The 22,755-nt window shown below is 71.9% G+C and carries 16 protein-coding genes and 3 tRNA genes; 7 read left to right on the top strand and 12 right to left on the bottom strand.

Going from position 1 to position 22,755, the window contains the following annotated elements; all coding sequences use genetic code 11:
* Window positions 1-55 precede the first annotated feature (55 nt).
* The 3 genes from G3I77_RS01900 to G3I77_RS01890 form a co-directional block, all read right to left on the bottom strand.
* Window positions 56-129 (bottom strand) — tRNA-Ile (locus tag G3I77_RS01900).
* Window positions 130-319: 190 nt separating this feature from the next.
* Window positions 320-392: transfer RNA gene (locus G3I77_RS01895), tRNA-Asn, on the bottom strand.
* Between the two features lie 5 nt (window positions 393-397).
* Window positions 398-470 (bottom strand) — tRNA-Asn (locus G3I77_RS01890).
* A 160-nt stretch (window positions 471-630) separates the two neighbouring features.
* Between G3I77_RS01890 and G3I77_RS01885 the strand changes: the two genes are divergently transcribed.
* The 4 genes from G3I77_RS01885 to G3I77_RS01870 all read left to right on the top strand — a co-directional run bounded on the left by G3I77_RS01885 (window position 631) and on the right by G3I77_RS01870 (window position 6,310).
* Window positions 631-936, top strand: coding sequence for a YtxH domain-containing protein (locus G3I77_RS01885; protein WP_248500641.1), 306 nt, complete (start codon window positions 631-633; stop codon window positions 934-936).
* A gap of 152 nt (window positions 937-1,088) precedes the next feature.
* Window positions 1,089-2,537, top strand: coding sequence for an FGGY-family carbohydrate kinase (locus tag G3I77_RS01880; protein WP_248500640.1), 1,449 nt, complete (start codon window positions 1,089-1,091; stop codon window positions 2,535-2,537).
* A 111-nt stretch (window positions 2,538-2,648) separates the two neighbouring features.
* Window positions 2,649-4,382 (top strand): ABC transporter ATP-binding protein, encoded by a 1,734-nt coding sequence (locus G3I77_RS01875; RefSeq protein WP_248500639.1) that lies wholly within the window; start codon window positions 2,649-2,651, stop codon window positions 4,380-4,382.
* Complete coding sequence (locus G3I77_RS01870) at window positions 4,382-6,310, top strand: ABC transporter ATP-binding protein (protein ID WP_248500638.1); 1,929 nt, start codon at window positions 4,382-4,384, stop codon at window positions 6,308-6,310. Before G3I77_RS01875 ends, G3I77_RS01870 begins: the two co-directional genes overlap by 1 nt.
* 94 nt (window positions 6,311-6,404) lie before the next feature.
* Here the strand turns inward: G3I77_RS01870 and G3I77_RS01865 are convergent, their stop codons facing one another.
* The 5 genes from G3I77_RS01865 to G3I77_RS01845 form a co-directional block, all read right to left on the bottom strand.
* Window positions 6,405-7,703 carry an RNA polymerase sigma factor gene (locus tag G3I77_RS01865; protein WP_248500637.1) on the bottom strand — a complete coding sequence of 433 codons (1,299 nt, stop codon included), beginning with the start codon at window positions 7,701-7,703 and terminating at the stop codon, window positions 6,405-6,407.
* 86 nt (window positions 7,704-7,789) lie between these two features.
* The gene (gene dnaG / locus G3I77_RS01860) at window positions 7,790-9,709 is read right to left on the bottom strand and encodes a DNA primase (RefSeq protein ID WP_248500636.1); all 1,920 of its coding nucleotides are present in this window, start codon (window positions 9,707-9,709) and stop codon (window positions 7,790-7,792) included.
* Window positions 9,710-9,738: 29 nt separating this feature from the next.
* Entirely contained in the window at window positions 9,739-11,004 is a 1,266-nt protein-coding gene (locus tag G3I77_RS01855; protein WP_248500635.1) for an FAD-dependent oxidoreductase, read from the bottom strand.
* A 160-nt stretch (window positions 11,005-11,164) separates the two neighbouring features.
* Complete coding sequence (locus G3I77_RS01850; RefSeq protein ID WP_248500634.1) at window positions 11,165-12,448, bottom strand: deoxyguanosinetriphosphate triphosphohydrolase; 1,284 nt, start codon at window positions 12,446-12,448, stop codon at window positions 11,165-11,167.
* A 143-nt stretch (window positions 12,449-12,591) separates the two neighbouring features.
* A complete protein-coding gene (locus G3I77_RS01845; RefSeq protein WP_248500633.1) occupies window positions 12,592-13,359 on the bottom strand; it encodes a sirohydrochlorin chelatase in 768 nt (255 codons plus the stop codon).
* A 214-nt stretch (window positions 13,360-13,573) separates the two neighbouring features.
* Here G3I77_RS01845 and G3I77_RS01840 point away from each other — a divergent pair, with 214 nt between their 5' ends.
* Window positions 13,574-14,272: a vancomycin high temperature exclusion protein gene (locus G3I77_RS01840; protein WP_248500632.1), complete on the top strand. Its 699-nt coding sequence runs from the start codon at window positions 13,574-13,576 to the stop codon at window positions 14,270-14,272.
* 11 nt (window positions 14,273-14,283) lie between these two features.
* On the opposite strand, the gene G3I77_RS01835 is transcribed toward G3I77_RS01840, so the two are convergent.
* From G3I77_RS01835 to G3I77_RS01825, 3 genes are read right to left on the bottom strand one after another with little or no spacing between them, the layout of a single operon-like run.
* Window positions 14,284-15,051: an enoyl-CoA hydratase-related protein gene (locus tag G3I77_RS01835; RefSeq protein ID WP_282572377.1), complete on the bottom strand. Its 768-nt coding sequence runs from the start codon at window positions 15,049-15,051 to the stop codon at window positions 14,284-14,286.
* Window positions 15,052-15,063: 12 nt separating this feature from the next.
* The gene (locus G3I77_RS01830) at window positions 15,064-16,320 is read right to left on the bottom strand and encodes a hypothetical protein (protein ID WP_248500630.1); all 1,257 of its coding nucleotides are present in this window, start codon (window positions 16,318-16,320) and stop codon (window positions 15,064-15,066) included.
* Window positions 16,317-17,837, bottom strand: coding sequence for an amino acid adenylation domain-containing protein (locus G3I77_RS01825; RefSeq protein ID WP_248500629.1), 1,521 nt, complete (start codon window positions 17,835-17,837; stop codon window positions 16,317-16,319). The genes G3I77_RS01830 and G3I77_RS01825 overlap by 4 nt, the downstream gene beginning before the upstream one ends.
* A 393-nt stretch (window positions 17,838-18,230) precedes the next feature.
* On the opposite strand from G3I77_RS01825, the gene G3I77_RS01820 reads away from it, so the two are divergent.
* Window positions 18,231-20,384, top strand: a complete 2,154-nt coding sequence (locus tag G3I77_RS01820; RefSeq protein WP_248500628.1) for a molybdopterin oxidoreductase family protein — start codon at window positions 18,231-18,233, stop codon at window positions 20,382-20,384.
* Window positions 20,385-20,387: 3 nt separating this feature from the next.
* Here the strand turns inward: G3I77_RS01820 and G3I77_RS01815 are convergent, their stop codons facing one another.
* Complete coding sequence (locus tag G3I77_RS01815) at window positions 20,388-22,034, bottom strand: M4 family metallopeptidase (RefSeq protein WP_248500627.1); 1,647 nt, start codon at window positions 22,032-22,034, stop codon at window positions 20,388-20,390.
* 139 nt (window positions 22,035-22,173) lie between these two features.
* On the opposite strand from G3I77_RS01815, the gene G3I77_RS01810 reads away from it, so the two are divergent.
* Window positions 22,174-22,590 carry a gamma-glutamylcyclotransferase family protein gene (locus G3I77_RS01810; RefSeq protein WP_248500626.1) on the top strand — a complete coding sequence of 139 codons (417 nt, stop codon included), beginning with the start codon at window positions 22,174-22,176 and terminating at the stop codon, window positions 22,588-22,590.
* Window positions 22,591-22,755: the final 165 nt, after the last annotated feature.

Below are 22,755 nucleotides of genomic sequence, written 5' to 3'. Positions count from 1 at the left end.
CCCGCTCTGCCAGCGAAGTTGCTGGTCAGAAGGTTTCTCCTCGCGTAGCGAAGAGTGGGGCGGGTGGGACTCGAACCCACGGCCGACGGATTATGAGTCCGCTGCTCTAACCGGCTGAGCTACCGCCCCATAACGGCGTGTCGCGTACATGTGTGCGCGCCGTCTGCCGCAGCATAGCCGCTCATACGATCTCCTGCTTCGGCTGGGCGGCTTCGCACGGCCTACGTGACCTTGAGGACTGCGCCGGGTGCCGCGCGGTTCCCGGGACAGCGGATCGGACATGAAAAAGGACCCCTGAGAGGGGTCCTCGTTCATCCTGCTCCCCCGACTGGACTCGAACCAGTAACCTGCCGGTTAACAGCCGGCTGCTCTGCCAATTGAGCTACGGAGGACCGAGCTCCCCGGACTGGACTCGAACCAGTAACCTGCCGGTTAACAGCCGGCTGCTCTGCCAATTGAGCTACCGAGGAAGGTCTCGTATTGCATCGAACGTACCTACCTGGGTATCCGCCAGGGGGCGCGCGTTCGCTGCGACACATACATTAGCGCAAGCAGGGGGGTGCTCCGCCAATCGGTACTCCCCGGCACCGACGCCGCACCGGAGACCTACGGAAGGAAAGGGTGGCCGCCATGCGTTACCGGCTCACGTTCGTCGCCGGAGTCGTCCTGGGTTACGTGCTGGGCACGAGGGCCGGACGCGAGCGCTACGAGCAGCTGAAGAAATCAGCCCGGCAGTTCGCTCAGAACCCCGCCGTCCGCAACACCGCCGAGACGGCGGCGCACCAGGGCCGCGAGTTCGCGGGCAAGGCGTACCACGTCGTCAGCGACAAGGTCGGCGACCGCATGCCCGACTCAGTGGCCGACCGGGTCCGCCATCTCCGGGAGCGGGCCACCCACAACGGCGGCGAGGACGACTGGGGCACGACCAACACGTAACAGTTCGTTCTCGGGCCGGGTACGGCCACGTCCCTCAGAGGGCGCGGGGAACTGCGCGACCAGCCACGACGGCACCCGCACCCGCGCCCCGGCGCCAAGATCCACGGCGCCCACGGCCCGACCCGAGCGGAGCGTACGGCAGAATTTTGGCCATGGGGATAGTCGCCGGGTTGGACAGTTCACCCGATTTCACTCGTATCGTCGTCTGTGACACGGACTCCGGAGCCGTGCTCAGGCAGGGATATGCACCGCATCCGGTGGAGAGCCCCGAGGGCGGCGGCCGGCCGTCGGACGTCGATCCGCAGGCCTGGCTGCTCTCCCTGGGAGAGGCCGCGGGCGGCGGGCTGCTGGAGGGCGTGCAGGCGATCGGCGTCTCGGCGCAGCAGAACGCCGTCGTGCCGCTGGACGCGCAGGGCAACACCGTGCGGCCGGCGATGGTCGGCGGCGACAAGCGGACGCAGGTCGCCGCGGCCGATCTGGTCGACGCGCTCGGCGGGCGCGAGGCGTGGGCGCAGGCGGTGGGCTGTGTGCCGCAGGCCGCGCAGCCGATCACGAAGCTGCGCTGGCTGGCCCGGACCGAGCCGGAGAACGCGCAGCGCACCGCGGTCCTCCTCCAGGCGCACGACTGGCTGGTGTGGCAGCTGCTGGGCCGGCCGGTGCGCAGAACCACCGACCGGGGCGGGGCCTCCGGCACCGGCTACTGGTCGGCGGCGACCGGTGGCTACCGGCCCGACCTCGTCGAGCTGGCGCTCGGGCACCAGGTGATGCTGCCGGAGGTGATCGGCCCGGCGGACGCGGCCGGGACGACGCCGGAGGGGCTGCTGATCTCCGTGGGCACCGGCGAGACCATGGCGGCGGCGTTCGGGCTGGGCATCGGCCTCGGCGACGCGGTGGTGTCCCTGGGTGCTTCCGGGTCCGTGATGGCCGTGCACCCCGAGGCGCTGGTCGACGGGTCCGGGATGATCACCGCGCTCGCGGACGCGACCGGCATGCACCTGCCCGTCGTCACCACGCTGAACGCCGTCCGGACGCTGCGCGGGGCCGCCGAGCTGCTGGGGCTGCCCGATCTGGAGAGCCTGTCCGACCTGGCGATGAAGTCGACGCCGGGGTCGCACGGGCTGGTGCTGCTGCCCTATCTGGAGGGTGAGCGGACACCGAATCTGCCGCACACCGCCGGGACCCTGGCGGGGCTCCGGCGCGAGTCGATGAAGGCGGAGCACCTGGCGCGGGCCGCGTTCGAGGGGATGCTGTGCGGGCTCGCGGACGCGCTGGACGTGCTGCGCGGCCGGGGTGTGGAGGTGCGCCGGGTGTTCCTGCTCGGGCCGGCCGCCGAACTGCCCGCCGTACAGGCGGCGGCACCCATGCTGTTCGGGACGCAGGTCGTGGTGCCGCAGCCCGCGGACTACGCGGCGATCGGGGCCGCCCGCCAGGCGGCCTGGGCGCTCGGGGCGTCGCAGGGCACGCTCGACGTGCGGACCCCGCCGACCTGGCAGGGCGCGGTGGCGCAGGTGCTGGAGCCCGGGGACGAGTTGGCCGTGGGGCAGGCGGTGCGCCAGCAGTTCGTGGCGGTGCGGGAGCAGACGCATCCCGGCGCCCTCTGACCTTTTGACCGCTTGTTGGGTTAATTCGGTTGAGGTAACGCCGGTGGAGTGTTCGACGATAGGGGCCAGGGGCAACCACTCGCCCCCGTCGCCCACTCCGAGAGAAGCAGCGTGCTCATACGACTTCTGCGGACCTATCTCAGGCCCTACAAGAGACCCATCGCTCTGCTGGTGCTGCTGCAGTTCCTGCAGACCTGCGCCACGCTCTACCTGCCCACGCTGAACGCGGACATCATCGACCAGGGTGTCGTGAACGGCGACAGCGGTTACATCCTGGGTTACGGCGGCGTGATGATCGCCATCTCGCTCGTCCAGGTCGTGTGCAACATCGGCGCCGTGTACTACGGGGCCCGTACGGCGGCGGCGGTCGGCCGGGACCTGCGGGCGTCCGTGTTCGACCGGGTGCAGTCGTTCTCCGCGCGTGAGGTCGGTCACTTCGGGGCGCCGTCGCTGATCACCCGGACGACGAACGACGTCCAGCAGGTGCAGATGCTGACGCTGATGACCTTCACGCTGCTGGTCTCGGCACCGATCATGTGCGTGGGCGGCATCGTGCTGGCACTCGGTCTGGACGTGCCGCTGTCCGGGGTGCTGGTGGCGGTCGTGCCGGTGCTGGGCATCTGCGTGACGCTGATCGTGCGGCGGCTGCGGCCGCTGTTCCGGGCGATGCAGGAGCGGCTGGACTCGGTGAACCGGGTGCTGCGCGAGCAGATCACCGGCAACCGCGTGATCCGCGCCTTCGTCCGGGACGAGTACGAGCAGCAGCGCTTCCGGAAGGCCAACACCGATCTCACCGACTTCGCGCTGGGCACCGGCAACCTGCTCGCGCTGATGTTCCCGATCGTCATGACGGTGGTGAACCTGTCGTCGATCGCCGTGGTGTGGTTCGGCGCGCACCGGATCGACAGCGGCGGGATGCAGATCGGTGACCTGACGGCGTTCCTCGCCTATCTGATGCAGATCGTCATGTCCGTGATGATGGCCACCTTCATGTTCATGATGGTGCCGCGCGCGGAGGTGTGTGCCGAGCGCATCCAGGAGGTGCTGGACACCTCCTCGAGCGTCGTGCCGCCGTCGGCGCCGGTGCGGGAGCTGCGCCGGCACGGGCATCTGGAGATCCGCGGGGCGGGCTTCCGCTATCCGGGGGCCGAGGAGCCGGTGCTGCGGGCCGTGGACCTGGTGGCCCGGCCGGGTGAGACGACCGCCGTCATCGGCTCGACCGGCAGCGGCAAGTCCACGCTGCTCGGGCTGGTGCCGCGGCTGTTCGACGCGACCGACGGGCAGGTGCTCGTGGACGGTGTCGACGTCGCGGAGATCGATCCGGTGCTGCTCGCGAAGACCGTCGGGATGGTGCCGCAGAAGCCGTACCTGTTCGCGGGGACCGTGGCGACCAACCTGCGCTACGGCAATCCGGACGCCACCGACGAGGAGCTGTGGCAGGCGCTGGAGGTGGCGCAGGCCAAGGACTTCGTGGAGCGGCTGGAGGGCGGGCTGGGCGCGCCGATCGCGCAGGGCGGGACGAACGTCTCCGGTGGTCAGCGGCAGCGGCTCGCGATCGCCCGGACGCTGGTGCAGCGGCCCGAGATCTACCTCTTCGACGACTCCTTCTCCGCGCTCGACTACGCCACGGACGCCGCCCTGCGGGCCGCGCTGGGGCGGGAGACCGCCGAGGCGACCGTGGTGATCGTGGCGCAGCGGGTGGCGACCATCCGGGACGCCGACCGGATCGTCGTCCTCGACGAGGGCCGGGTCGTCGGCACCGGACGGCACCACGAGCTGATGGCGGACAACGAGACCTACCGGGAGATCGTGCTCTCCCAGCTGACGGAAGCGGAGGCTGCCTGATGGCGGGGCCCATGGGGCGGATGATGGCCGGGGGCGGCCCCGACCAGCGCTCGCTCGACTTCAAGGGGTCGGGCAAACGGCTCGTCGCGCAGTTCCGGCCGGAGCGGATCACCCTCTACGTGCTGTTGCTGTGCGTGGTGCTGAGCGTCGGTCTCAGCGTCGTCGGGCCGAAGATCCTCGGAAAGGCGACCGACCTGGTCTTCGCGGGCATCGTCGGGCGGGGCATGCCGGAGGGGGCGAGCAAGGAGCAGGTCCTCGACTCCATGCGGCAGCGCGGGGACGGTGACGTCGCCGACATGCTGCGCAGCACCGACTTCACCCCGGGCGAGGGCATCGACTTCACGGCCGTCGGGCATGTGCTGCTGCTGGCGCTGGGCGTGTTCACGGTGGCCGGGCTGCTGATGGCGGTGGCGACGCGGCTGGTGAACCGGGCCGTGAACCGCACCATGTTCCGGATGCGCGAGGACGTGCAGACGAAGCTGTCGCGGCTGCCGCTGTCGTACTTCGACAAGCGCCAGCGCGGTGAGGTGCTGTCCCGGGCGACGAACGACATCGACAACATCGGGCAGACCCTTCAGCAGTCGATGGGGCAGCTCATCAACTCGGTGCTGACCATCATCGGTGTGCTCGCGATGATGTTCTACGTCTCTTGGATCCTGGCGCTGGTCGCGCTGGTGACCGTGCCGCTGTCGTTCGTCGTGGCCACGCGCGTGGGCAAGCGGTCGCAGCCGCACTTCGTGCAGCAGTGGCGCTCGACGGGCCGGCTGAACGCGCACATCGAGGAGATGTACACCGGACACACCCTGGTGAAGGTGTTCGGGCGCCAGGAGGAGTCGGCGCAGCAGTTCGCCGAGCAGAACGACGCGTTGTACGAGGCGGGGTTCAAGGCGCAGTTCAACAGCGGGGTCATGCAGCCGCTGATGATGTTCGTGTCGAACCTCAACTACGTGCTGGTCGCGGTCGTCGGCGGGCTGCGGGTGGCCTCCGGCGCCCTGTCGATCGGTGATGTCCAGGCCTTCATCCAGTACTCGCGGCAGTTCTCCATGCCGCTGACGCAGGTCGCGTCCATGGCGAACCTGGTGCAGTCGGGTGTCGCCTCGGCGGAGCGGGTCTTCGAACTGCTCGACGCGGAGGAGCAGGGCGCCGAACCGGTGCCGGGCGTACGCCCCGAGGAGCTGCGCGGGCAGGTGGCGCTGGAGCGGGTGTCGTTCCGCTACGCCCCCGAGAAGCCGCTGATCGAGGACCTGTCGCTGAAGGTCGAGCCCGGGCACACGGTGGCCATCGTCGGCCCGACCGGCGCCGGCAAGACGACGCTGGTGAACCTGCTGATGCGGTTCTACGACGTCACCGGCGGGCGCATCACCCTCGACGGCGTCGACATCGCGCGGATGTCCCGGGACGAACTGCGGGCCGGGATCGGCATGGTGCTGCAGGACACCTGGCTGTTCGGCGGCACGATCGCGGAGAACATCGCGTACGGCGCCTCCCGGGAGGTCACCCGCGGGGAGATCGAGGAGGCGGCCCGGGCGGCGCACGCGGACCGGTTCATCCGGACGCTGCCGGACGGGTACGACACCGTGATCGACGACGAGGGAAGCGGCGTCAGCGCCGGCGAGAAGCAGCTGATCACCATCGCCCGGGCGTTCCTGTCCGACCCGGTGATCCTGGTGCTGGACGAGGCGACCAGCTCGGTCGACACCCGCACCGAGGTGCTGATCCAGAAGGCGATGGCCAAACTGGCGCACGGGCGTACGTCGTTCGTCATCGCCCACCGGCTCTCCACGATCCGGGACGCCGACGCGATCCTCGTGATGGAGAACGGGTCCATCGTGGAGCAGGGGACGCACGAGGAGCTGCTCGCGGCGGACGGGGCCTACGCGCGGCTGTACAAGGCGCAGTTCGCGCAGGCGGTGGCCGAGGTCGACTGAGCGCGGCGCCGTCGCGGCTGGTCGCGCAGTTCCCACCGGCCCTTCAGGGGCGCGGGGAACTGCGCGACCAGCCACCACCGGCCCGCGGACGGCGTCAGTCCAGATAGCCCCTCAGCTGGTCCGCAAATGCATGATCCCGCAGCTTGTTGAGGGTCTTGGACTCGATCTGCCTTATGCGTTCCCGCGTCACGCCGAAGATGCGGCCTATCTCCTCCAGCGTGCGGGGGCGGCCGTCCGCCAGCCCGTAGCGGAGTTGGACCACCTTGCGCTCCCGCTCCCCCAGGGTCGACAACACCGCCTCCAAATGCTCCCTGAGCAGCAGGAACGCCGCCGACTCCACCGGAGAGGCCGCGTCGCCGTCCTCGATGAGATCGCCGAGGGCGACGTCGTCCTCCTCACCCACGGGCGCGTGCAGCGACACCGGCTCCTGGGCGAGGCGCAGGACCTCGCTGACCCGCTCCGGCGGCAGCTCCAGATGGGCGGCGACCTCCTCGGGCGTCGGCTCGTAGCCCCGCTCCTGGAGCATCCGGCGCTGGACGCGGACGACCCGGTTGATGAGCTCCACGACGTGGACCGGCACCCGTATCGTGCGGGCCTGGTCGGCCAGGGCGCGGGACATGGCCTGGCGGATCCACCAGGTGGCGTACGTGGAGAACTTGTAGCCGCGGGCGTAGTCGAACTTCTCGACCGCCCGGATCAGGCCGAGGTTGCCCTCCTGGACGAGGTCGAGCATGGTCAGGCCGCGGCCGACGTAGCGCTTGGCGACCGAGACGACCAGGCGCAGGTTCGCCTCGATCAGGCGGCGCTTGGCCATGCGGCCCATGACGACGAGCCGGTCCAGGTCCAGGGCGAGTTGGCTGTCCAGGTCGGGGGCGAGCCGCAGCTTCTCCTCCGCGAACAGGCCGGCCTCGACGCGGCGGGCGAGCTCGACCTCCTCGGCGGCGGTGAGCAGGGGGATGCGGCCGATCTCCCGCAGGTACTGGCGGAACAGGTCCGAGGAGGGGCTGCCGGACTCGGTGCGGACCGGCGGGGGTTCGACGGCCTCGGGAGGCTCGGCCGTCTCGACGGCCTCGGCGGGCGGCTCCTCCGTTTCCGGTTCCGACTCCGGGTGGTGCACGGCGCGGCTCTGCGCCGGAACGGCGGACAGGGCGTCGGCCTCCGCGTCCGGCACGGTGCCGTCCGCGCCGGGGGCGGCACCGGCGCCGGTCTGGGTGAGGGTCTGGGTCTGCACGGGGGCGACCTCCAGGATGATCGCTGCCAGGGGGGACGGCAGCGGTACTTCGGGGGCGGAGTCGACGGCCTCGCCGCTTTCCGTCCCGTACGCGATGAGCGGAACCGCGGGGGTCTGGGACCCGTCGGTGACGGATCGGCCGCGCTCCGAGGACTCAGGCACCGGAACCCAGTGTGGGGTAAGACACATCGTCGCCACGAGGGGCGTGCGATGACTTTTTGCTTCCGGTCCGTGACCGCGCGGTGACCTCAGAGCGCGGCGGCGCCGTGCTCCCGGAGGGTCTGGTCGTACTGCTGGAGGACCCATAGCTCGTTCTGCACGGCGGCGAGCTGGGCCGGGTCGCCGTGGGTGCCGAGGCGGGTGAGCTGGCCCGTGATGTCGCGGATCCGGCGCTCGACGGCCCGGCGGCGGACCGTCACCAACTGGGCGCCCGCGTACACCTCGTCGGCCCCCTTCACGCCCTTGTGCAGCATGATCGCCTCGACGGCCAGCTCCGTGACCATCGCGCGGACCGCGTCGTCCGGGGCGGCCTCGCGGACCTTGACCAGGTAGTCCTGGGGGTCGGCGACGCCCAGTTCGGCGCCGCCCGCGTCCTGGATGGCCTGGCGGACGGCGGCGTAGGGCGGCGCGGTGAACTCGTCCAGGCCGTAGGCGTCGAAGGCCGGGGAGACCAGCTCGGGGCGCTGGAGGGCGAGTTTGAGGAGTTCCCGCTCGGTGGCGAAGACGGGGTTGCGGAGGTTGAGGGCCGGGCCGCGAGAGGCGGCGGGCTGGGGCGGGCCGGCGTACTGCTGCCCCTGGTGGTGCCGCTCCGGGGCGGGGCCCTTGCCGCCGCGGTCGCGGGCCCAGCGGGCCAGCTGGGCCACGCGCTTGACCACGAACTGGGTGTCGAGGATGCCGAGCATGCCGGCGAGCTGGACGGCGACCTCGTGCTGGGCGCCGCTGTTCTTGATGCGCGCGACGATCGGGGCGGCCTCGTCCAGCGCGGACGCGCGGCCCGCCGGGGTGTCGAGGTCGTAGCGGCTCACGATCTGGCGCAGCGCGAACTCGAAGAGCGGGGTGCGGGGTTCGACGAGGTCGGCGACGGCCTCGTCACCCTTGGCCAGACGCAGGTCGCAGGGGTCCATGCCGTCCGGGGCGATGGCGATGTACGTCTCGGCGGCGAACTTCTGGTCGTCCTCGAAGGCGCGCAGGGCCGCCTTCTGGCCGGCGGCGTCGCCGTCGAAGGTGAAGATGACCCGGGCCGAGCCGTTGTCCATGAGCAGCCGGCGGAGGATCTTGATGTGGTCGCCGCCGAAGGCGGTGCCGCAGGTGGCGATGGCCGTCGTCACACCGGCGAGGTGGCAGGCCATGACGTCCGTGTAGCCCTCGACGACGACCGCGCGGGACGCCTTGGCGATGTCCTTCTTCGCCAGGTCGATGCCGTAGAGGACCTGGGACTTCCGGTAGATCGCCGTGTCGGGCGTGTTGAGGTACTTCGGGCCGTTGTCCGCCTCGTAGAGCTTGCGGGCGCCGAAGCCGACGACGTCGCCGCCGATGTCGCGGATGGGCCACATCAGGCGGCCACGGAAGCGGTCGATGGGGCCGCGGCGGCCTTCCTGGGCGAGGCCGGAGAGGATCAGCTCCTTGTCGGTGAAGCCCTTGCCGCGCAGATAGCGCGTGAGGTGGTCCCAGCCCTGGGGGCTGTAGCCGACGGAGAAGTGCTGGGCGGCGGCCTGGTCGAAGCCGCGCTCGGCGAGGAACTGGCGGCCGGTGTCGGCCTCCGGGCTGGTCGCGAGCTGTTCCACGTACCAGTCGGCGGCGATCTTGTGGGCCTCGACCAGGCGGATCCGCTCACCGCGCTGGTGGGAGGGGTTGTAGCCGCCCTCCTCGTAGCGCAGGGTGATGCCCGCCTGGCCGGCCAGGCGCTCGACCGCCTCCGAGAAGGTGAGGTGGTCGATCTTCATCACGAACGTGATGGTGTCGCCGCCCTCCTGGCAGCCGAAGCAGTGGAAGAACCCCTTGCTCGGGCTGACCTGGAAGGACGGGGACTTCTCGTCGTGGAACGGGCACAGACCCTTCAGGTTTCCGCCGCCCGCGTTGCGCAGCTGGAGGTACTCGGACACCACGGCGTCGATCGGGACCGCGTCCCGTACCGCCTTCACGTCCTCGTCGTTGATCCGTCCTGCCACGCGTGAATTCTACGGTGGTGGTGTGACAGCTACGGTGCGAGGCTTTCCAGCGGAACGCGCGGGTCCGCCAGCGACTCCGTGTTCACCTGGGCCCTCGACCGGATCAGGCGCTGGATCTGGTCCGTGACGTCCCACACATTCACGTTCATCCCGGCCAGCACCCGGCCGTCCTTCACCCAGAACGCGATGAACTCACGCTTCCCGGCATCCCCGCGGATCGCCACCTGGTCGTAGCTGCCCGGGGGCGCCCAGCCGGAGTACTCCATGCCCAGGTCGTACTGGTCGGAGAAGAAGTAGGGCACCCGGTCGTACGTCACGTCGTGGCCCAGCATGGAGCGCGCGGCCGCCGGGCCGCCGTTGAGGGCGTTGGCCCAGTGCTCGACGCGCACGCGGGTGCCGAAGAGGGCGTGCGGGAAGGAGACGACGTCGCCGGTCGCGTAGATGTCCGGGTCGGAGGTGCGCAGCCGCTCGTCGACGACGATGCCGCCGCCGTGGGCCCGGTCGGCGATCTCCAGGCCGGCCGCCTCCGCCAGGTGGGTGCGCGGGGCCGCGCCGATCGCCGCGAGCACGTCGTGCGCCGGGTGCTCCTCGCCGTCGTCCGTGCGGGCCGCGAGGACCATGCCGTCCTGGCCGACGATCTCCGTCAACCGCCTGCCGAAGTGGAAACGCACCCCGTGCTCACGGTGCAGCTCGGCGAAGAGCGCGCCGAGTTCCGGGCCCAGCACGCCGTGCAGCGGGGTCGGCCCGTGCTCGACGACCGTGACCTCCGCGCCGTACTCGCGGGCGGCCGCCGCGACCTCCAGGCCGATCCAGCCGCCACCGGCGATGACGAGGTGGCCGTTGTCCCGGCCGAGGTTGGTCAGGACGTGCTTGAGGCGCTCGGCGTGGGCGAGGCGGCGCAGGTGGTGCACGCCGGCCAGGTCGGTGCCCGGGATGTCGAGGCGGCGGGGCTCGGCACCGGTCGCCAGGAGCAGCTTGTCGTAGCGGACGACGGTGCCGTCCTCGCCGAAGCGGACCGCCTTCGCCGTGCGGTCGATCGCGTCGACGGTCTGGCCGAGGTGGAGCTCGATGTCGTTGCGCGCGTACCAGGCGGGCTCGTGCACGAAGACGCTGTCGCGTTCCTCCTTGCCGAGGAGGTAGCCCTTGGACAGGGGCGGGCGCTCGTAGGGGTGGTCGCGTTCGTCGCAGATCAGTATCACGCGGCCGGTGAAGCCCTCCGTCCGGAGCGTCTCGGCCGCCTTCGCGCCGGCCAGTCCGCCTCCGACGATGACGAATGTCTGATCCGCGTCGACCACTTGATGCCTCCTACGGGGGTCTGGGGGGTGTCTCCCCAGTAAACACAGCCGGTGTCGCCACTTGCGAGCGTCCCGCACGGAGCGTGATGCGGGAAGAGGGAGTGACCCGATCAGGCCACGGAGGGTCACATTCGGGGGTGCTCGCGTCCGGCCCGTCGCGTCAGTGTCGTCCCTGCCCCGTCAGACGGGCGTGAAGCGAACGGGCGGAGGGGTCGGTGAGGGAGGCGATCTGGTCGACGATCACCCGCTTGCGCGCCCGGTCGTCCGCCGCCTGGTCGTACAGGGCGCGGAACTGCGGGTCCAGGCCGTCGGGGGCGCGGACGGTGAGCGCCTCGGCCAGTTCGGCGACGACGATCCGCTGGTCGGCGCGCAGCCGCTCCTGCTCGGCGCGCTGCATGACGTAGAGGTCGGCGACGGCCTTGAGGACGGCGCACTCCATCCGGGTCTCGCGCGGGACGACCAGCTCGGCGGCGTACCGGGTGAGCCGTCCGGCGCCGTAGGCGGTGCGGGTCGCCGTCTCGGCGGCCAGGCAGAAGCGGCCGATGAGCTGGCTGGTGGCGTCCTTGAGGCGGGCCTGGGCGACGGCGGTGCCGTCGTAGCCGTGCGGCCACCACTCCTGGGCGAGGAGCCGGTCCAGGGCCTCGGCGAGCTCGGCGGGGTCGGTGTCGGCGGGCACGTACCGGCCGCGGGCGACCTCGAAGACGTCCCGGCGTTCGGGGTCGGCGTGCAGGCAGTTCGGGTCGATGTGCCCGGCGTGCAGGCCGTCCTCCACGTCGTGCACCGAGTAGGCCACGTCGTCGGACCAGTCCATGACCTGCGCCTCGAAGCAGGTGCGGGTGCCGGGGGCGTCCTTGCGGAGCCAGTCGAAGACCGGGCGGTCGTCGTCGTAGACGCCGAACTTGCTGGAGGCCGGATCGGTGGGGTGGGCGCCGCGGGGCCAGGGGTACTTCGTGGCGGCGTCGAGGGCCGCGCGGGTGAGGTTGAGGCCGACGGAGCCCTCCGGGGTGAACCGTTTGGGCTCGATGCGGGTGAGGAGTCTGAGGGACTGGGCGTTGCCCTCGAAGCCGCCGCAGTCCGACGCGAACTCGTTGAGGGCCTGTTCGCCGTTGTGGCCGAAGGGCGGGTGGCCCAGGTCGTGGGAGAGGCAGGCCGCTTCCACGAGGTCCGGGTCGCAGCCGAGGGCCGCGCCCAGTTCCCGGCCGACCTGGGCGCATTCGAGGGAGTGAGTCAGGCGGGTGCGGGGGCTGGCGTCCCAGGCGGGGCCCCTGGTGCCGGGCGTCACCACCTGGGTCTTGCCGGCGAGGCGACGCAGGGCGGACGAGTGGAGGACTCGGGCCCGGTCTCGCTGGAAGGCGGTGCGGCCGGGGCGTTTGTCCGGTTCGGGGGCCCAGCGGTCGACTGACGTCGGGTCGTAGGCGGGGGGGTGTTGTGCGGTGCCGTCCATGGCTCGACAGTAAGCGCCAACGCGTGTGCCGGGTTCTGTTGCGGGGCGTGTGCGGGTGGTCTTTGGCTGGTCGCGCCCACGCGGCGGAGCCGCACATCGATACAGTCCCGCGCCCCTGGGGGCATGGCCCCGCTCCCCCGATATCAGGCTGAGGCCAATTCCCTGGAGGCCGCGCGTGCCAGAGCCTCGTCGTAGCGGTGGAGGAGGAGCTGGGCCATCGACGGGTGGGTGCCCAGGGGGGCCGCCGCTATCCAGGGGGCCTTCTGGGCGCACTCCGTGGCGAAGCGGCCGGGGGCCGTGAAGTAGGAGGCCAGGGCGATCTTGTGGCGGCCTCGTGCGAGGAGGGTGCGGACAGCCGCCTCGACCGTCGGGGTCGCCGCCGAGGCGTAGGCCGGGATGACGGGGACGCCGAGGCGGGCCGCCAGGAGGTGGGCCGTGCGGGCGGTGTCCGTTTTCGCGTCCGGGTCGCGCGAGCCCGCTGCGGCGAGGACGACCGCGCTGGTACGGCGGGGAGTCCCGCCCCAGCCGGCCTCCAGCAGACGGGCCTGGAGGGCGTCCACCAGGAGGGGGTGGGGGCCCAGGGGTGCCGCCAGGTGGGTGTGGGCCCGGGCGGCCGCGGCCATCTCGGGGATGTCCTGCTTGACGTGATAGCCGCGGCTGAGGAGCAGGGGGACGAGGACCGCCTCCGTGTCTCCGAGGGCGGCGAGCGTGTCGGGGAGCAGGGGGGCGTTGAGTTCGATGTGGCCCAGGTGCACCGGCACGTCGGGGCGCAGGGTCCGGACCCGGTCGAGGAGCGCGTTCACCGTGCTCAGCGCGCGGGGGTCGCGGCTGCCGTGGGCCACGACCACCAGGGCGGGCGGGGCCGCGCGGCGCGGGGCGGGCGGCGGGACGAGGCTCAGCTGACGGGGCATGCACCGATGGTCGCGGCGCCACGTTGCCTTCCCGTTGCATGGGCGTCACGGGTGTTTTCCGGCGGTTCACGATGCGGTACGGGGGGTGTGTGAGGTGGCGTGACCTGCCGTTTCCGGGAACCGAGTGAAGCTGGTCACGCTCCTGCGGATGAACCGGGCGGCCCGGGAGGACGTCCCTGACTGTCGAGGGGCCGACCTGGGGAGGGACCGTCCGATGCGTCGTGTGACGTTCCGCGGACCGCGGCTGCCACGTACCCGGCGGGGGCAGCGACGGCTGGTGCAGGCCGTGATGGCCGGGTGCGTGCTCGCGCTGCTTCCGGCGACGTGGATGTACACCGTGGCGGGTGACCGGCTGCGTACGGCGGCGGATGTGCCGCGTACCGATGTGGCCGTGGTGTTCGGTGCCGGGCTGTGGGACGGCGAGCCCTCGCCGTATCTCGCGCACCGGCTGGACGCGGCGGCGACGCTGTACCGGGAGGGGCGGGTGAAGGTGGTGCTCGTCACCGGGGACAACAGCCGCGAGGACTACGACGAGCCGGACGCGATGCGCGGGTATCTGACGCGGCACGGGGTGCCCGACGGGCGGATCGTCAGCGACTACGCGGGGTTCGACACCTGGGACTCCTGCGTGCGCGCGAAGAAGATCTTCGGGGTGGACGAGGCCGTGCTGATCAGCCAGGGCTTCCACATCCGGCGGGCGGTGGCCCTGTGCCAGGCGGCCGGGGTCGCGTCGTACGGGGTCGGGGTGGACGCCGTGCACGACGCGACCTGGTACTACGGGGGCGCCCGCGAGATCCTCGCCGCCGGGAAGGCCGCGCTGGACGCGGCCTTCCGGCCGGATCCGCGGTTCCTCGGGCCGCGGGAGCCGGGTGTGGAGAGGGCCTTGGCGACGGCCGAAGACCCTCTCCCGTAACCGGGTCCGCGTCAGCGTCCCTGGAAGCGCGGGGGGCGTTTCTCCAGGAACGCCGTCATCCCCTCCTTCTGGTCGGCGGTGGCGAACAGGGCGTGGAAGACGCGGCGTTCGAAGCGGACGCCGTCGCGCAGGCCGGTTTCCAGGGCCCGGTCGACACATTCGCGGGCGGCCCTGACCGCCGCGCGGCCGTAGGAGGCGATCGCGGCCGCCGCTTCGAGGGCCTCGGGCAGGACCCGGTCGTCCGGGACCACGCGGGAGACGAGACCGCAGCGTCCCGCCTCCTGTGCGTCCATCGTGCGGCCGGTGAGCACCAGGTCCATGGCCTTGGCCCGGCCGACGAGGCGGGTCAGCCGCTGGGTGCCGCCGATGCCGGGGATCACACCCAGCTTGATCTCGGGCTGGCCGAAGACCGCCGACTCCCCCGCGACGACCAGGTCGCACATCATCGCCAGCTCGCAACCACCGCCCAGGGCCATGCCGTTGACGGCGGCGATCTTCGGGGTGCGGAGGTCGGCGAACTCCTCCCAGGCGGCGAAGTAGTCCTCGGCCGCCATGTCGACGGCCGACTTCCCGGCCATCTCCTTGATGTCGGCACCCGCCGCGAAGACCGTGTCCGAGCCGGTGACGACGAAACAGCCCACCTCGGGGTCCGTGTCCAACGGGCGCAGAATGTCAAGGAGTTCGGACAGCAGCTCCGAGCTGAGCGCGTTGCGTACGTGCGGGCGGTGCAGACGTACGGTCACCACCCGGCCGTCCCGCTCCAGCTTCAGGTTGTTCATCGACATCCCCTTCTACGAGTCCCAGATCGCGCCGTACGCGGGAATCCCCCGCCGCTCCAGGCCGTGGACCACCTGCCAGGTCAGCTTCTTGTTGGAGATGCAGATGACCGCCTCGGCGCCGAAGTCGCGGTAGGCGTCGTGGGCGAGACGCACCATGTCGGGCTTGCCGTGCCGGGAGGTGTCCCAGATCAGGGCGTGCGGCTGGACGGCGAGGATCTCGTCGACCAGGGCGTCGCCGTAGGTCGCGCGGGGGTCGCGGGTCGCCCAGACCAACCGGGAGGGCACCTGGGCGGCGAGCAGGTGGGGCAGGCAGGGGCCGATGCCGCTGCCGGTGGCGACGTAGACCACCTTGGTGAACAGGACCTCGATGTTGGCGACGCCGGCGGTGGTGATGCCCTTGACCCACACCTGGCCGGGCAGGTCGTCGATGAAGGAGCCGGTCCAGTCGCCGGCCCGGGAGACGGTGAGCCGGAAGCCGGGCTCGCCGGGGGAGGGGACGTTGGCGAAGGAGTGCCATTCCTTCAGCGGGCTGCGGCTGATCGCGGTGGACGAGCCCGCGAAAGGGGTCTCGCCGTGGTCGAAGCGGGCCAGCACGACGTGGGAGGAGGGGCGTTCGAGGCGGACGTCCACCTTGCGCAGCCGCAGCCAGGGCAGGGCGACGCTGAAGGTGACCACCGTGAGCACGCCGACCTCCCAGGGTCCCGGCGACGACAGCAGCGTGTGCGTCCAGAACAGGGCCAGGGCCGCCCAGCCGCCGAAGCGGTGGATCTTCTCGAAGTGGTCGTGGTGGCGGGAGCGGAAGGGGGGCAGTGCGGTGGCGATGACGAGCGCGAGGAGGGCGATCAGGGCCCAGCCGACGGCCATCGGAGGGCCGCTCGGTGTCGTGATCGTCAGTGCCAGGAACCAGGCCGTGCCCGCCAGCGCCCCGCCGACGTGCAGTCCGCCGAAGTGGTAGACCTTGCCGAGCGTCCAGCGGACCCTCAGCGGCCAGCTCGTCGGCGCCGAAGTCGCCAGCCGGAAGAGCAAGTTGATCACGTACTGCTGGCGTACGACGACGGCGAGGGCGAGGTTGGCGAGGGCCGCGTGCCCGAGGGTGGGTGTGGCCAGGGGCCAACAGGCCCGGGCGAAGACCACGTTGGCCAGCAGGACCAGGGCCGCCAGCCGGTTGTAGTGCATCAGGCGGGGGTGCTTGAGCAGGCGGCGGGGGCCCGGGAGAAGCGGCGGGAGTCCGCCGGTCGCCTGATGGCTGCGGGGAGGGGACGTGGTCATCGCGCCACCGCCACGCGCTCCTCGATCATGTGCAGCAGCGCCTGTTTGTCGACCTTGCCGCGGTCGGTCTCGGGGAGGAAGGCCAGCGGCAGGATCCGCTCGGGGACGCAGTAGTACGGCAGGGCGTCCGCGACCGCCCGGCGGGCCGCGTCCGGGTCGACGTCCGCCGGGCAGACGAAGGAGACCAGGGTGCGGGCGTCGCGTTTCAGGGTGACGGCCCGGGCGCAGCCGGCGGCCGACTCCAGGACCGAGGAGACGGAGTCCAGCTCGACGCGGAAGCCGCGCACCTTGACCTGGTCGTCGGTGCGGCCGAGGTGCTCCAGCTCGCCGCCGGGGGTCCAGCGGCCTAGGTCGCGGGTGCGGAACATGCGGTGGCCGCCGCCCAGGAACGGGTCGGGGGCGTAGCGCTCGGCGTTGAGGGCGTCGTCGCCGAGGTAGCCGGCGGAGACGCAGTCGCCGCCGGCCCACATCTCGCCCACCTCGCCGATCGGCAGGGGGCGGCGGTCGGCGTCGAGGACGTAGACCGTGTTGTTGGGGGTGGGGCGGCCGATGGTGAGCAGCGGGGCGGACGGCTCGTGGCGGCTCATCGTGTTGACGATCGTCGTCTCCGTCGGGCCGCAGCAGTTGAAGAAGGCGGCCTGCCGGGCCCACCGGTCGGCCAGCGGGCGCGGGCAGGGCTCCCCCGCGACGGCGACCGTGCGCACCCGCGGGCAGGCGGCCGGGTCGAGGCCGGACAGCACGGTCGGGGTCGCCACGAGCACGTCCGCCGTGCGGGCCGCCGCGGCGAGGTCCTTGCCGCGGATGACGAGCGTGCCGCCCTGGGCGAGGCAGCCGAGGATCTCCCAGGCGGCCATGTCGAAGGCGATGTTGAGGAGCTGGGCGACACGGTCGCCGGGCCGGACGCCGAGACCGCCCGGCGCGGTGAGCAGGAGGTTGGCGACGTTGCGGTGGGTGACCTTCACGCCGTTGGGGCGGCCGGTGGTGCCGGAGGTGAACAGGACGTAAGCGCCGTCGTCGCCGGTGACGCGGACGCGCGGGGCCGGGGCGTACGGCAGCGGCTCGTCGAGCGGGAGCAGCAGATGGCCGTCCGGCAGGGGCACGCGGTGGGCGTGCTCGGCGACCGTGAGGACGATCCGGGTCCGGGCGGTGCGGATGACGTGGGTGAGCTGGGCCGGGGGCGCGAGGCCGATGTCCTGCGGGACGTAGGCGGCGCCGGCCTTCAGGATGCCGAGCAGGCCGACCAGCATCGGGATCGAGCGGCGGACGAACAGGCCGACGTGGTCGCCGGGGCGTACGCCCTCGCGGACCAGGCGGGCGGCGAGGGCGCCGGCGTACCGGTCGAGCTCGCCGTAGGTGATGCGGGCGCCCTGGTGTTCGGCGGCCACGGCGTGCGGGGTGGCCGCGGCGTGCCGGGCGACGGCGTGGTGCAGGAGCGGGTCGGGGACGGGGACGGTGGGGCCTCGGCCGTACTGCCGGAAGAGCTGCTGGTCGTGGGGGGTCAAGTGGCGCAGAGGCATGATCGGGTGGCCTCCTGGCTGTTTCGAGGTCGGATTGCCACCCGCGGTGGAGCCGCGGGTGGATGCAGCCGTGAGTGGCGGGCATGCCCGGGGGTCGAACGCCGTGCGGAGTCGTGCGAGCGCTGCGCGTAGCGAGAGCGTAGTGCTGTTGCTTCAACACTCAACGAGGCCTGATCGGCCAAGAAAGGTACGCAATGAGCCACATGTGGCGTCTCTCGTCCCACAGGCAACGTCTGTGCCGGTCGGCGACGACCTGTAGGAGGGCAAGCCTGTGCCTCACAGGGCAGCGGGCTCCTGCCTCACGCGGGCGGGAGCGTGGCGGGGAGGTTGCCGTCCCGGCCGCGTAACAGGGAACCGTCCCGGGCGTAACACGGCCGACGCACGCTGAACGGTATGCAGAGCACCGTGACGCCCACGCACTGTCCGTACTGCGCCCTGCAGTGCGGGATGAACCTGACGCCCGCCCCGGACGGGACCGTCGAGGTGAGCGAGCGCGCGGACTTCCCGGTGAACCGGGGCGCCCTGTGCGGCAAGGGCCGTACGGCCGCTGCGGTGCTCGCGCCGGACGTCCGTCTGACCTCCCCGTTGGTGCGCGACGAGAGCGGCACGCTGGTGCCCGCCTCCTGGGACGAGGCGCTGGACCGGATCGCCGCGGGCCTGGGCCGCACGCGCGCGGAGCACGGCCCGGACGCGGTCGGGGTGTTCGGCGGGGGCGGGCTGACGAACGAGAAGGCGTACACGCTCGGCAAGTTCGCGCGGGTCGTGCTCGGCACCTCCCAGATCGACTACAACGGGCGTTTCTGCATGTCGTCGGCGGCGGCCGCCGGCATCAAGGCGTTCGGTCTCGACCGCGGGCTGCCGTTCCCGCTGGAGGACATCCCGAAATCCGGCTGCGTGATCCTCGTCGGGTCGAACCTCGCGGAGACCATGCCGCCGTCGCTGCGGTTCTTCACCGAGCTGAAGGAGAACGGCGGCACGCTCGTCGTCATCGACCCGCGCCGCACGAAGACCGCCGAGCAGGCGGACCTGCACCTGGCGCCCCGGCCGGGCACGGATCTGGCCCTCGCCCTGGGCCTGCTGCACCTGGTGATCGCCGAGGGCCGGGTGGACGAGGAGTACATCCGGGAGCGCACGTCCGGCTGGGAGGACGCCCGGGCCGCGGCGATGGCGCACTGGCCGGAGTACGTGGAGCGGATCACGGGGGTGTCCGTTCCTCAACTCCGCGAGACCGTGCGGCTGTTCTGCGAGCCGGAGTCGGCGATGGTGCTCACCGCCCGGGGGCCCGAGCAGCAGTCCAAGGGCACGGACACGGTGGGTGCGTGGATCAACCTGTGCCTGGCGACCGGCCGGGCGGGCCGCCCGCGGTCCGGGTACGGCTGCCTGACCGGGCAGGGCAACGGGCAGGGCGGGCGCGAACACGGGCAGAAGGCCGACCAGTTGCCGGGCTACCGCAAGCTGGACGACCCGGCCGCGCGGGCGCACGTCGCCGAGGTGTGGGGGGTCGACCCGGACAGCCTGCCCGGCCCGGGGCGCAGTGCGTACGAGCTGCTGGACGCGCTGGGCACCGACATCAGGTCGCTGCTGCTGATGGCGTCCAACCCGGTGGTGTCGGCGCCGCGTGCCGCGCACATCGAGGAGCGCATCAGGTCGCTGGACTTCCTGGCGGTCTGTGACGTGGTGCTGTCGGAGACGGCGGCACTCGCGGACGTGGTCCTGCCGGTCACCCAGTGGGCCGAGGAGACGGGCACGACGACGAACCTGGAGGGCAGGGTCCTGCTGCGGCGCCGGGCGATCACCCCGCCCGAGGGCATCCGCAGCGACCTGGAGGTGCTGCACGAACTCGCCGCCCGGCTGGGCGTGGAGAAGGGCTTCCCGACGGACCCGGAGGAGGTCTTCGAGGAACTGCGCCGGGCGTCGGCGGGCGGGGCGGCGGACTACTCGGGCATCACCTACCGGAGGCTGGCGGAGGAGAACGGGGTGTTCTGGCCGTGTCCGGCGGCGGTGGAGGCGGTCGACGAGGGTGAGGACGCCCTGCTCGACCCGCCGCTGCCCGGCGGCCCCGCCCCGGAGACACCGGACGCACACCCGGGCACGCCCCGCCTCTTCCTCGACCGCTTCGCCACTCCCGACGGCCGGGCCCGGTTCGTCCCCGTCTCCCACCGTGCGATCGCCGAGGAACCCGACGACGAGTACCCCGTGCTGCTGACCACCGGCCGGGTCGTGGCGCAGTACCAGTCCGGGGCGCAGACCCGGCGCGTGGCGGAGCTGAACGCCGCCGCGCCCGGGCCCTTCGTGGAACTGCACCCGAGGCTGGCGGCCCGGCTCGGGGCCACCGAGGGTGATCCGGTGGCCGTCGTGTCCCGGCGGGGCCGGGCCGTGGCGCCCGCGAGGATCACGAACGCCATCCGGCCCGACACCGTCTTCATGCCCTTCCACTGGCCCGGCGAGGGTCGCGCCAACACCCTCACCAACCCCGCGCTCGACCCGACCTCCCGGATGCCGGAGTTCAAGGCGTGCGCGGTGCGGCTGGAGGCGGTCCGGCCGTAGCGGTCAGCTCACCGCCACCGCGTTCCAGGCCGCCGCCACCGCCTTCTGCTCGGTGCTGCCGCTGCCGTAGAGGTCCTTCGCCGCGCTCAGGGTCGCCGTGCGCGCGGCCGCGTAGTCCGTCGAGGACGTCATGTAGACCGTCAGCGCGCGGTACCAGATCTTGCCCAGCTTGGCCCGGCCGATGCCGGTCACCGTGGAGCCGTCGCAGGTCGGGGAGTTGTAGCCGACGCCGTTGAGGGTCTTCTTGCCACTGCCCTCCGCGAGCAGGTAGGCGAAGTGGTTGCCGACGCCGGAGGAGTAGTGCACGTCGAGGTCGCCGAGCTTCTCGTTCCAGCAGTCCGCCGACTTCCCGTCCCTGGACGGCTTGTCCATGAAGCGCAGGGCCTCCCGTCCGAGGCCGGAGCGGACGACCTTCTCGCCGATGAGCCAGTCGCCCCGGTCCTCGGCGTTGGCCGCGTGGAACTCCACCAGCGTGCCGAAGATGTCCGAGGTGGCCTCGTTCAGGCCGCCGGACTCGCCCGAGTAGGTCAGCGCCGCCGTCTTGGACGTGACGCCGTGGGACATCTCGTGCCCGGCGACGTCCAGCGACACCAGCGGGCCCATGAGCGTGCCGTCACCGTCGCCGTACGTCATGCAGAAGCAGTTGTCGTCCCAGAAGGCGTTGTTGTAGTCCTTGCCGTAGTGGACGCGGTTGAAGGCGCCCTTGCCGTCGCCGGCGATGCCGCTGCGGCCGTGGACCTTCTTGTAGTAGTCCCAGGTGACGTCCGTGCCGTACTGGGCGTCCACCGCCACCGTGGACCGGTCGGCGGCCGTGCCCGTCCCCCACTGGTTGTCGGCGTCCGTGAAGAGCGTCGCGGGCGCGCGGGTCAGGCAGACGGTCAGCAGGCACTTGTCCGTCTTGTTCTCGGCGTCGCCGGTGTACGTGCCGCCGCGGGTCGCGTCCTTGAGCTGGTACGACGAGCCGGACGCCGTCGTCTCCAGCGGGACCGTGCCGCCGTAGAGGGACTTGCCGTCACCCGAGGCCGATTCCATGGAGTCCCAGGCGTCGATCCGGGCGCCGGTCGTCGCGTCGGTCAGCACGGTGCGCCCGACCGGGTTGCCGCGTTCGTCGTGCGCCACCGCGTCGGTCTGCCAGGCCAGCTTCGGGGCGCCGTGCAGGGCGTCGACGACCAGCCGGGGCTTTGCGGTCAGCTTCTTCAGGGTCTCGCCGAGGTGCGCGGCGCGCAGCAGGTTCGCCGCGAGGTCGGCGGCCTTGGGAGCGGACACCTTCGGGGTGACGCTCGCCAGGGAGAGCGCGGACTTCGTCGCGCGGCTCGTGCCGCGGTACGTGCCGTCCGGGTTCAGATGGAGTACGAAGTCGCCGCCGAGGACCGGGAGCCGGTGGTAGGCGCGGTCGTAGCGGACGTGCCGGGTGCCGTCCTCGTCGACGACGACGTCCCGGACCTTCGTCTCCTGGGCCGGGGTGAGGCCCAGGGCGCCGGCCCGGTCCGCGAGCACCGCCTCCGCGTCCTCGATCGCGCCCGACCTGGTCGGCCGGTCCGCCGCGCCGGCGGCCGGGGAGAGAACGGCGGCCAGCAGGGCGGTGGTGCCGGTGACGGCCACACCGGCGAGGGCGAGACGGGAACCGCGGACATGACGTATCCGACTCATCGGTCTCCTCATACGGGCGCACCCGGTCGCGTGGGGTCGACCGGGGGCGGCGTTGATGTTGACCGCGAGTTAAAGCGGCGCGGACATGGCATGTCCATAGCCCCGCTGTGGAGGTGTGTGAGGGTGCAGAATCGTTCCTGTGACCCTCCCTTTCTTCGTCTACGGCACCCTCCGTCCCGGGGAGGTCAACCACGACCTCTTCCTGCGCGGCCGCACCCGTTCCGAGGAGCCGGGGAGGCTCGCGGACGCGGTGCTGTACGAGGGGCCGGGCTACCCGTACGCGGTCGAGGAGCCGGACGGCGGCGTGATCAGCGGGGAGCTGGTCACCGCACCGCCGGAGGCGTACGAGGGGCTGCTCGCCGAGCTCGACCGGCTGGAGGAGTACGTGCCGGGGGATCCGCGCAGTCTGTATCTGCGCGTCGAGCGGAAGGTCGTACGGGAGGCCGACGGGGCGTCCGTCCGGGCGTGGGTGTACGTGGCCGCGCCCGCCGTCGCCACACAGCTGCGGGCCCGGGGGCGGGCGATCGCGGGCGGGGACTGGCGGGCGCGGGTGTGAGGGGTGCGGTGCGAGGAGCCCGGCGCGAGGAGCCCGGCGCGAGGAGCCCGGCGCGAGGGTGTGCGGCGCGAGGGTGTGCGGCGCGAGGGTGTGCGGCGCGAGGGTGTGCGGCGCGAGGGTGTGCGGCGCGAGGGTGTGCGGCGCGAGGGTGTGCGGCTGATGCGG

This window comes from Streptomyces sp. D2-8 (assembly GCF_023184515.1).
Lineage (GTDB): Bacteria > Actinomycetota > Actinomycetes > Streptomycetales > Streptomycetaceae > Streptomyces.
Note: the sequence above shows the minus strand (reverse complement) of the source record. Positions and strands in the feature narration are given on the sequence as shown.

Excerpts from the sequence above, each read along its gene's own strand:
- G3I77_RS01870 (WP_248500638.1), top strand. The coding sequence starts at position 4,382 with ATGGCGGGGCCCATGGGGCGGATGATGGCCGGGGGCGGCCCCGACCAG.
- G3I77_RS01885 (WP_248500641.1), top strand. The coding sequence starts at position 631 with ATGCGTTACCGGCTCACGTTCGTCGCCGGAGTCGTCCTGGGTTACGTG.
- G3I77_RS01825 (WP_248500629.1), bottom strand. The coding sequence starts at position 17,837 with ATGCCTCTGCGCCACTTGACCCCCCACGACCAGCAGCTCTTCCGGCAG.
- G3I77_RS01840 (WP_248500632.1), top strand. The coding sequence starts at position 13,574 with ATGCGTCGTGTGACGTTCCGCGGACCGCGGCTGCCACGTACCCGGCGG.
- G3I77_RS01850 (WP_248500634.1), bottom strand. The coding sequence starts at position 12,448 with ATGGACGGCACCGCACAACACCCCCCCGCCTACGACCCGACGTCAGTC.
- G3I77_RS01880 (WP_248500640.1), top strand. The coding sequence starts at position 1,089 with ATGGGGATAGTCGCCGGGTTGGACAGTTCACCCGATTTCACTCGTATC.
- G3I77_RS01815 (WP_248500627.1), bottom strand. The coding sequence starts at position 22,034 with ATGAGTCGGATACGTCATGTCCGCGGTTCCCGTCTCGCCCTCGCCGGT.
- G3I77_RS01845 (WP_248500633.1), bottom strand. The coding sequence starts at position 13,359 with ATGCCCCGTCAGCTGAGCCTCGTCCCGCCGCCCGCCCCGCGCCGCGCG.
- G3I77_RS01830 (WP_248500630.1), bottom strand. The coding sequence starts at position 16,320 with ATGACCACGTCCCCTCCCCGCAGCCATCAGGCGACCGGCGGACTCCCG.
- G3I77_RS01835 (WP_282572377.1), bottom strand. The coding sequence starts at position 15,051 with ATGAACAACCTGAAGCTGGAGCGGGACGGCCGGGTGGTGACCGTACGT.
- G3I77_RS01820 (WP_248500628.1), top strand. The coding sequence starts at position 18,231 with ATGCAGAGCACCGTGACGCCCACGCACTGTCCGTACTGCGCCCTGCAG.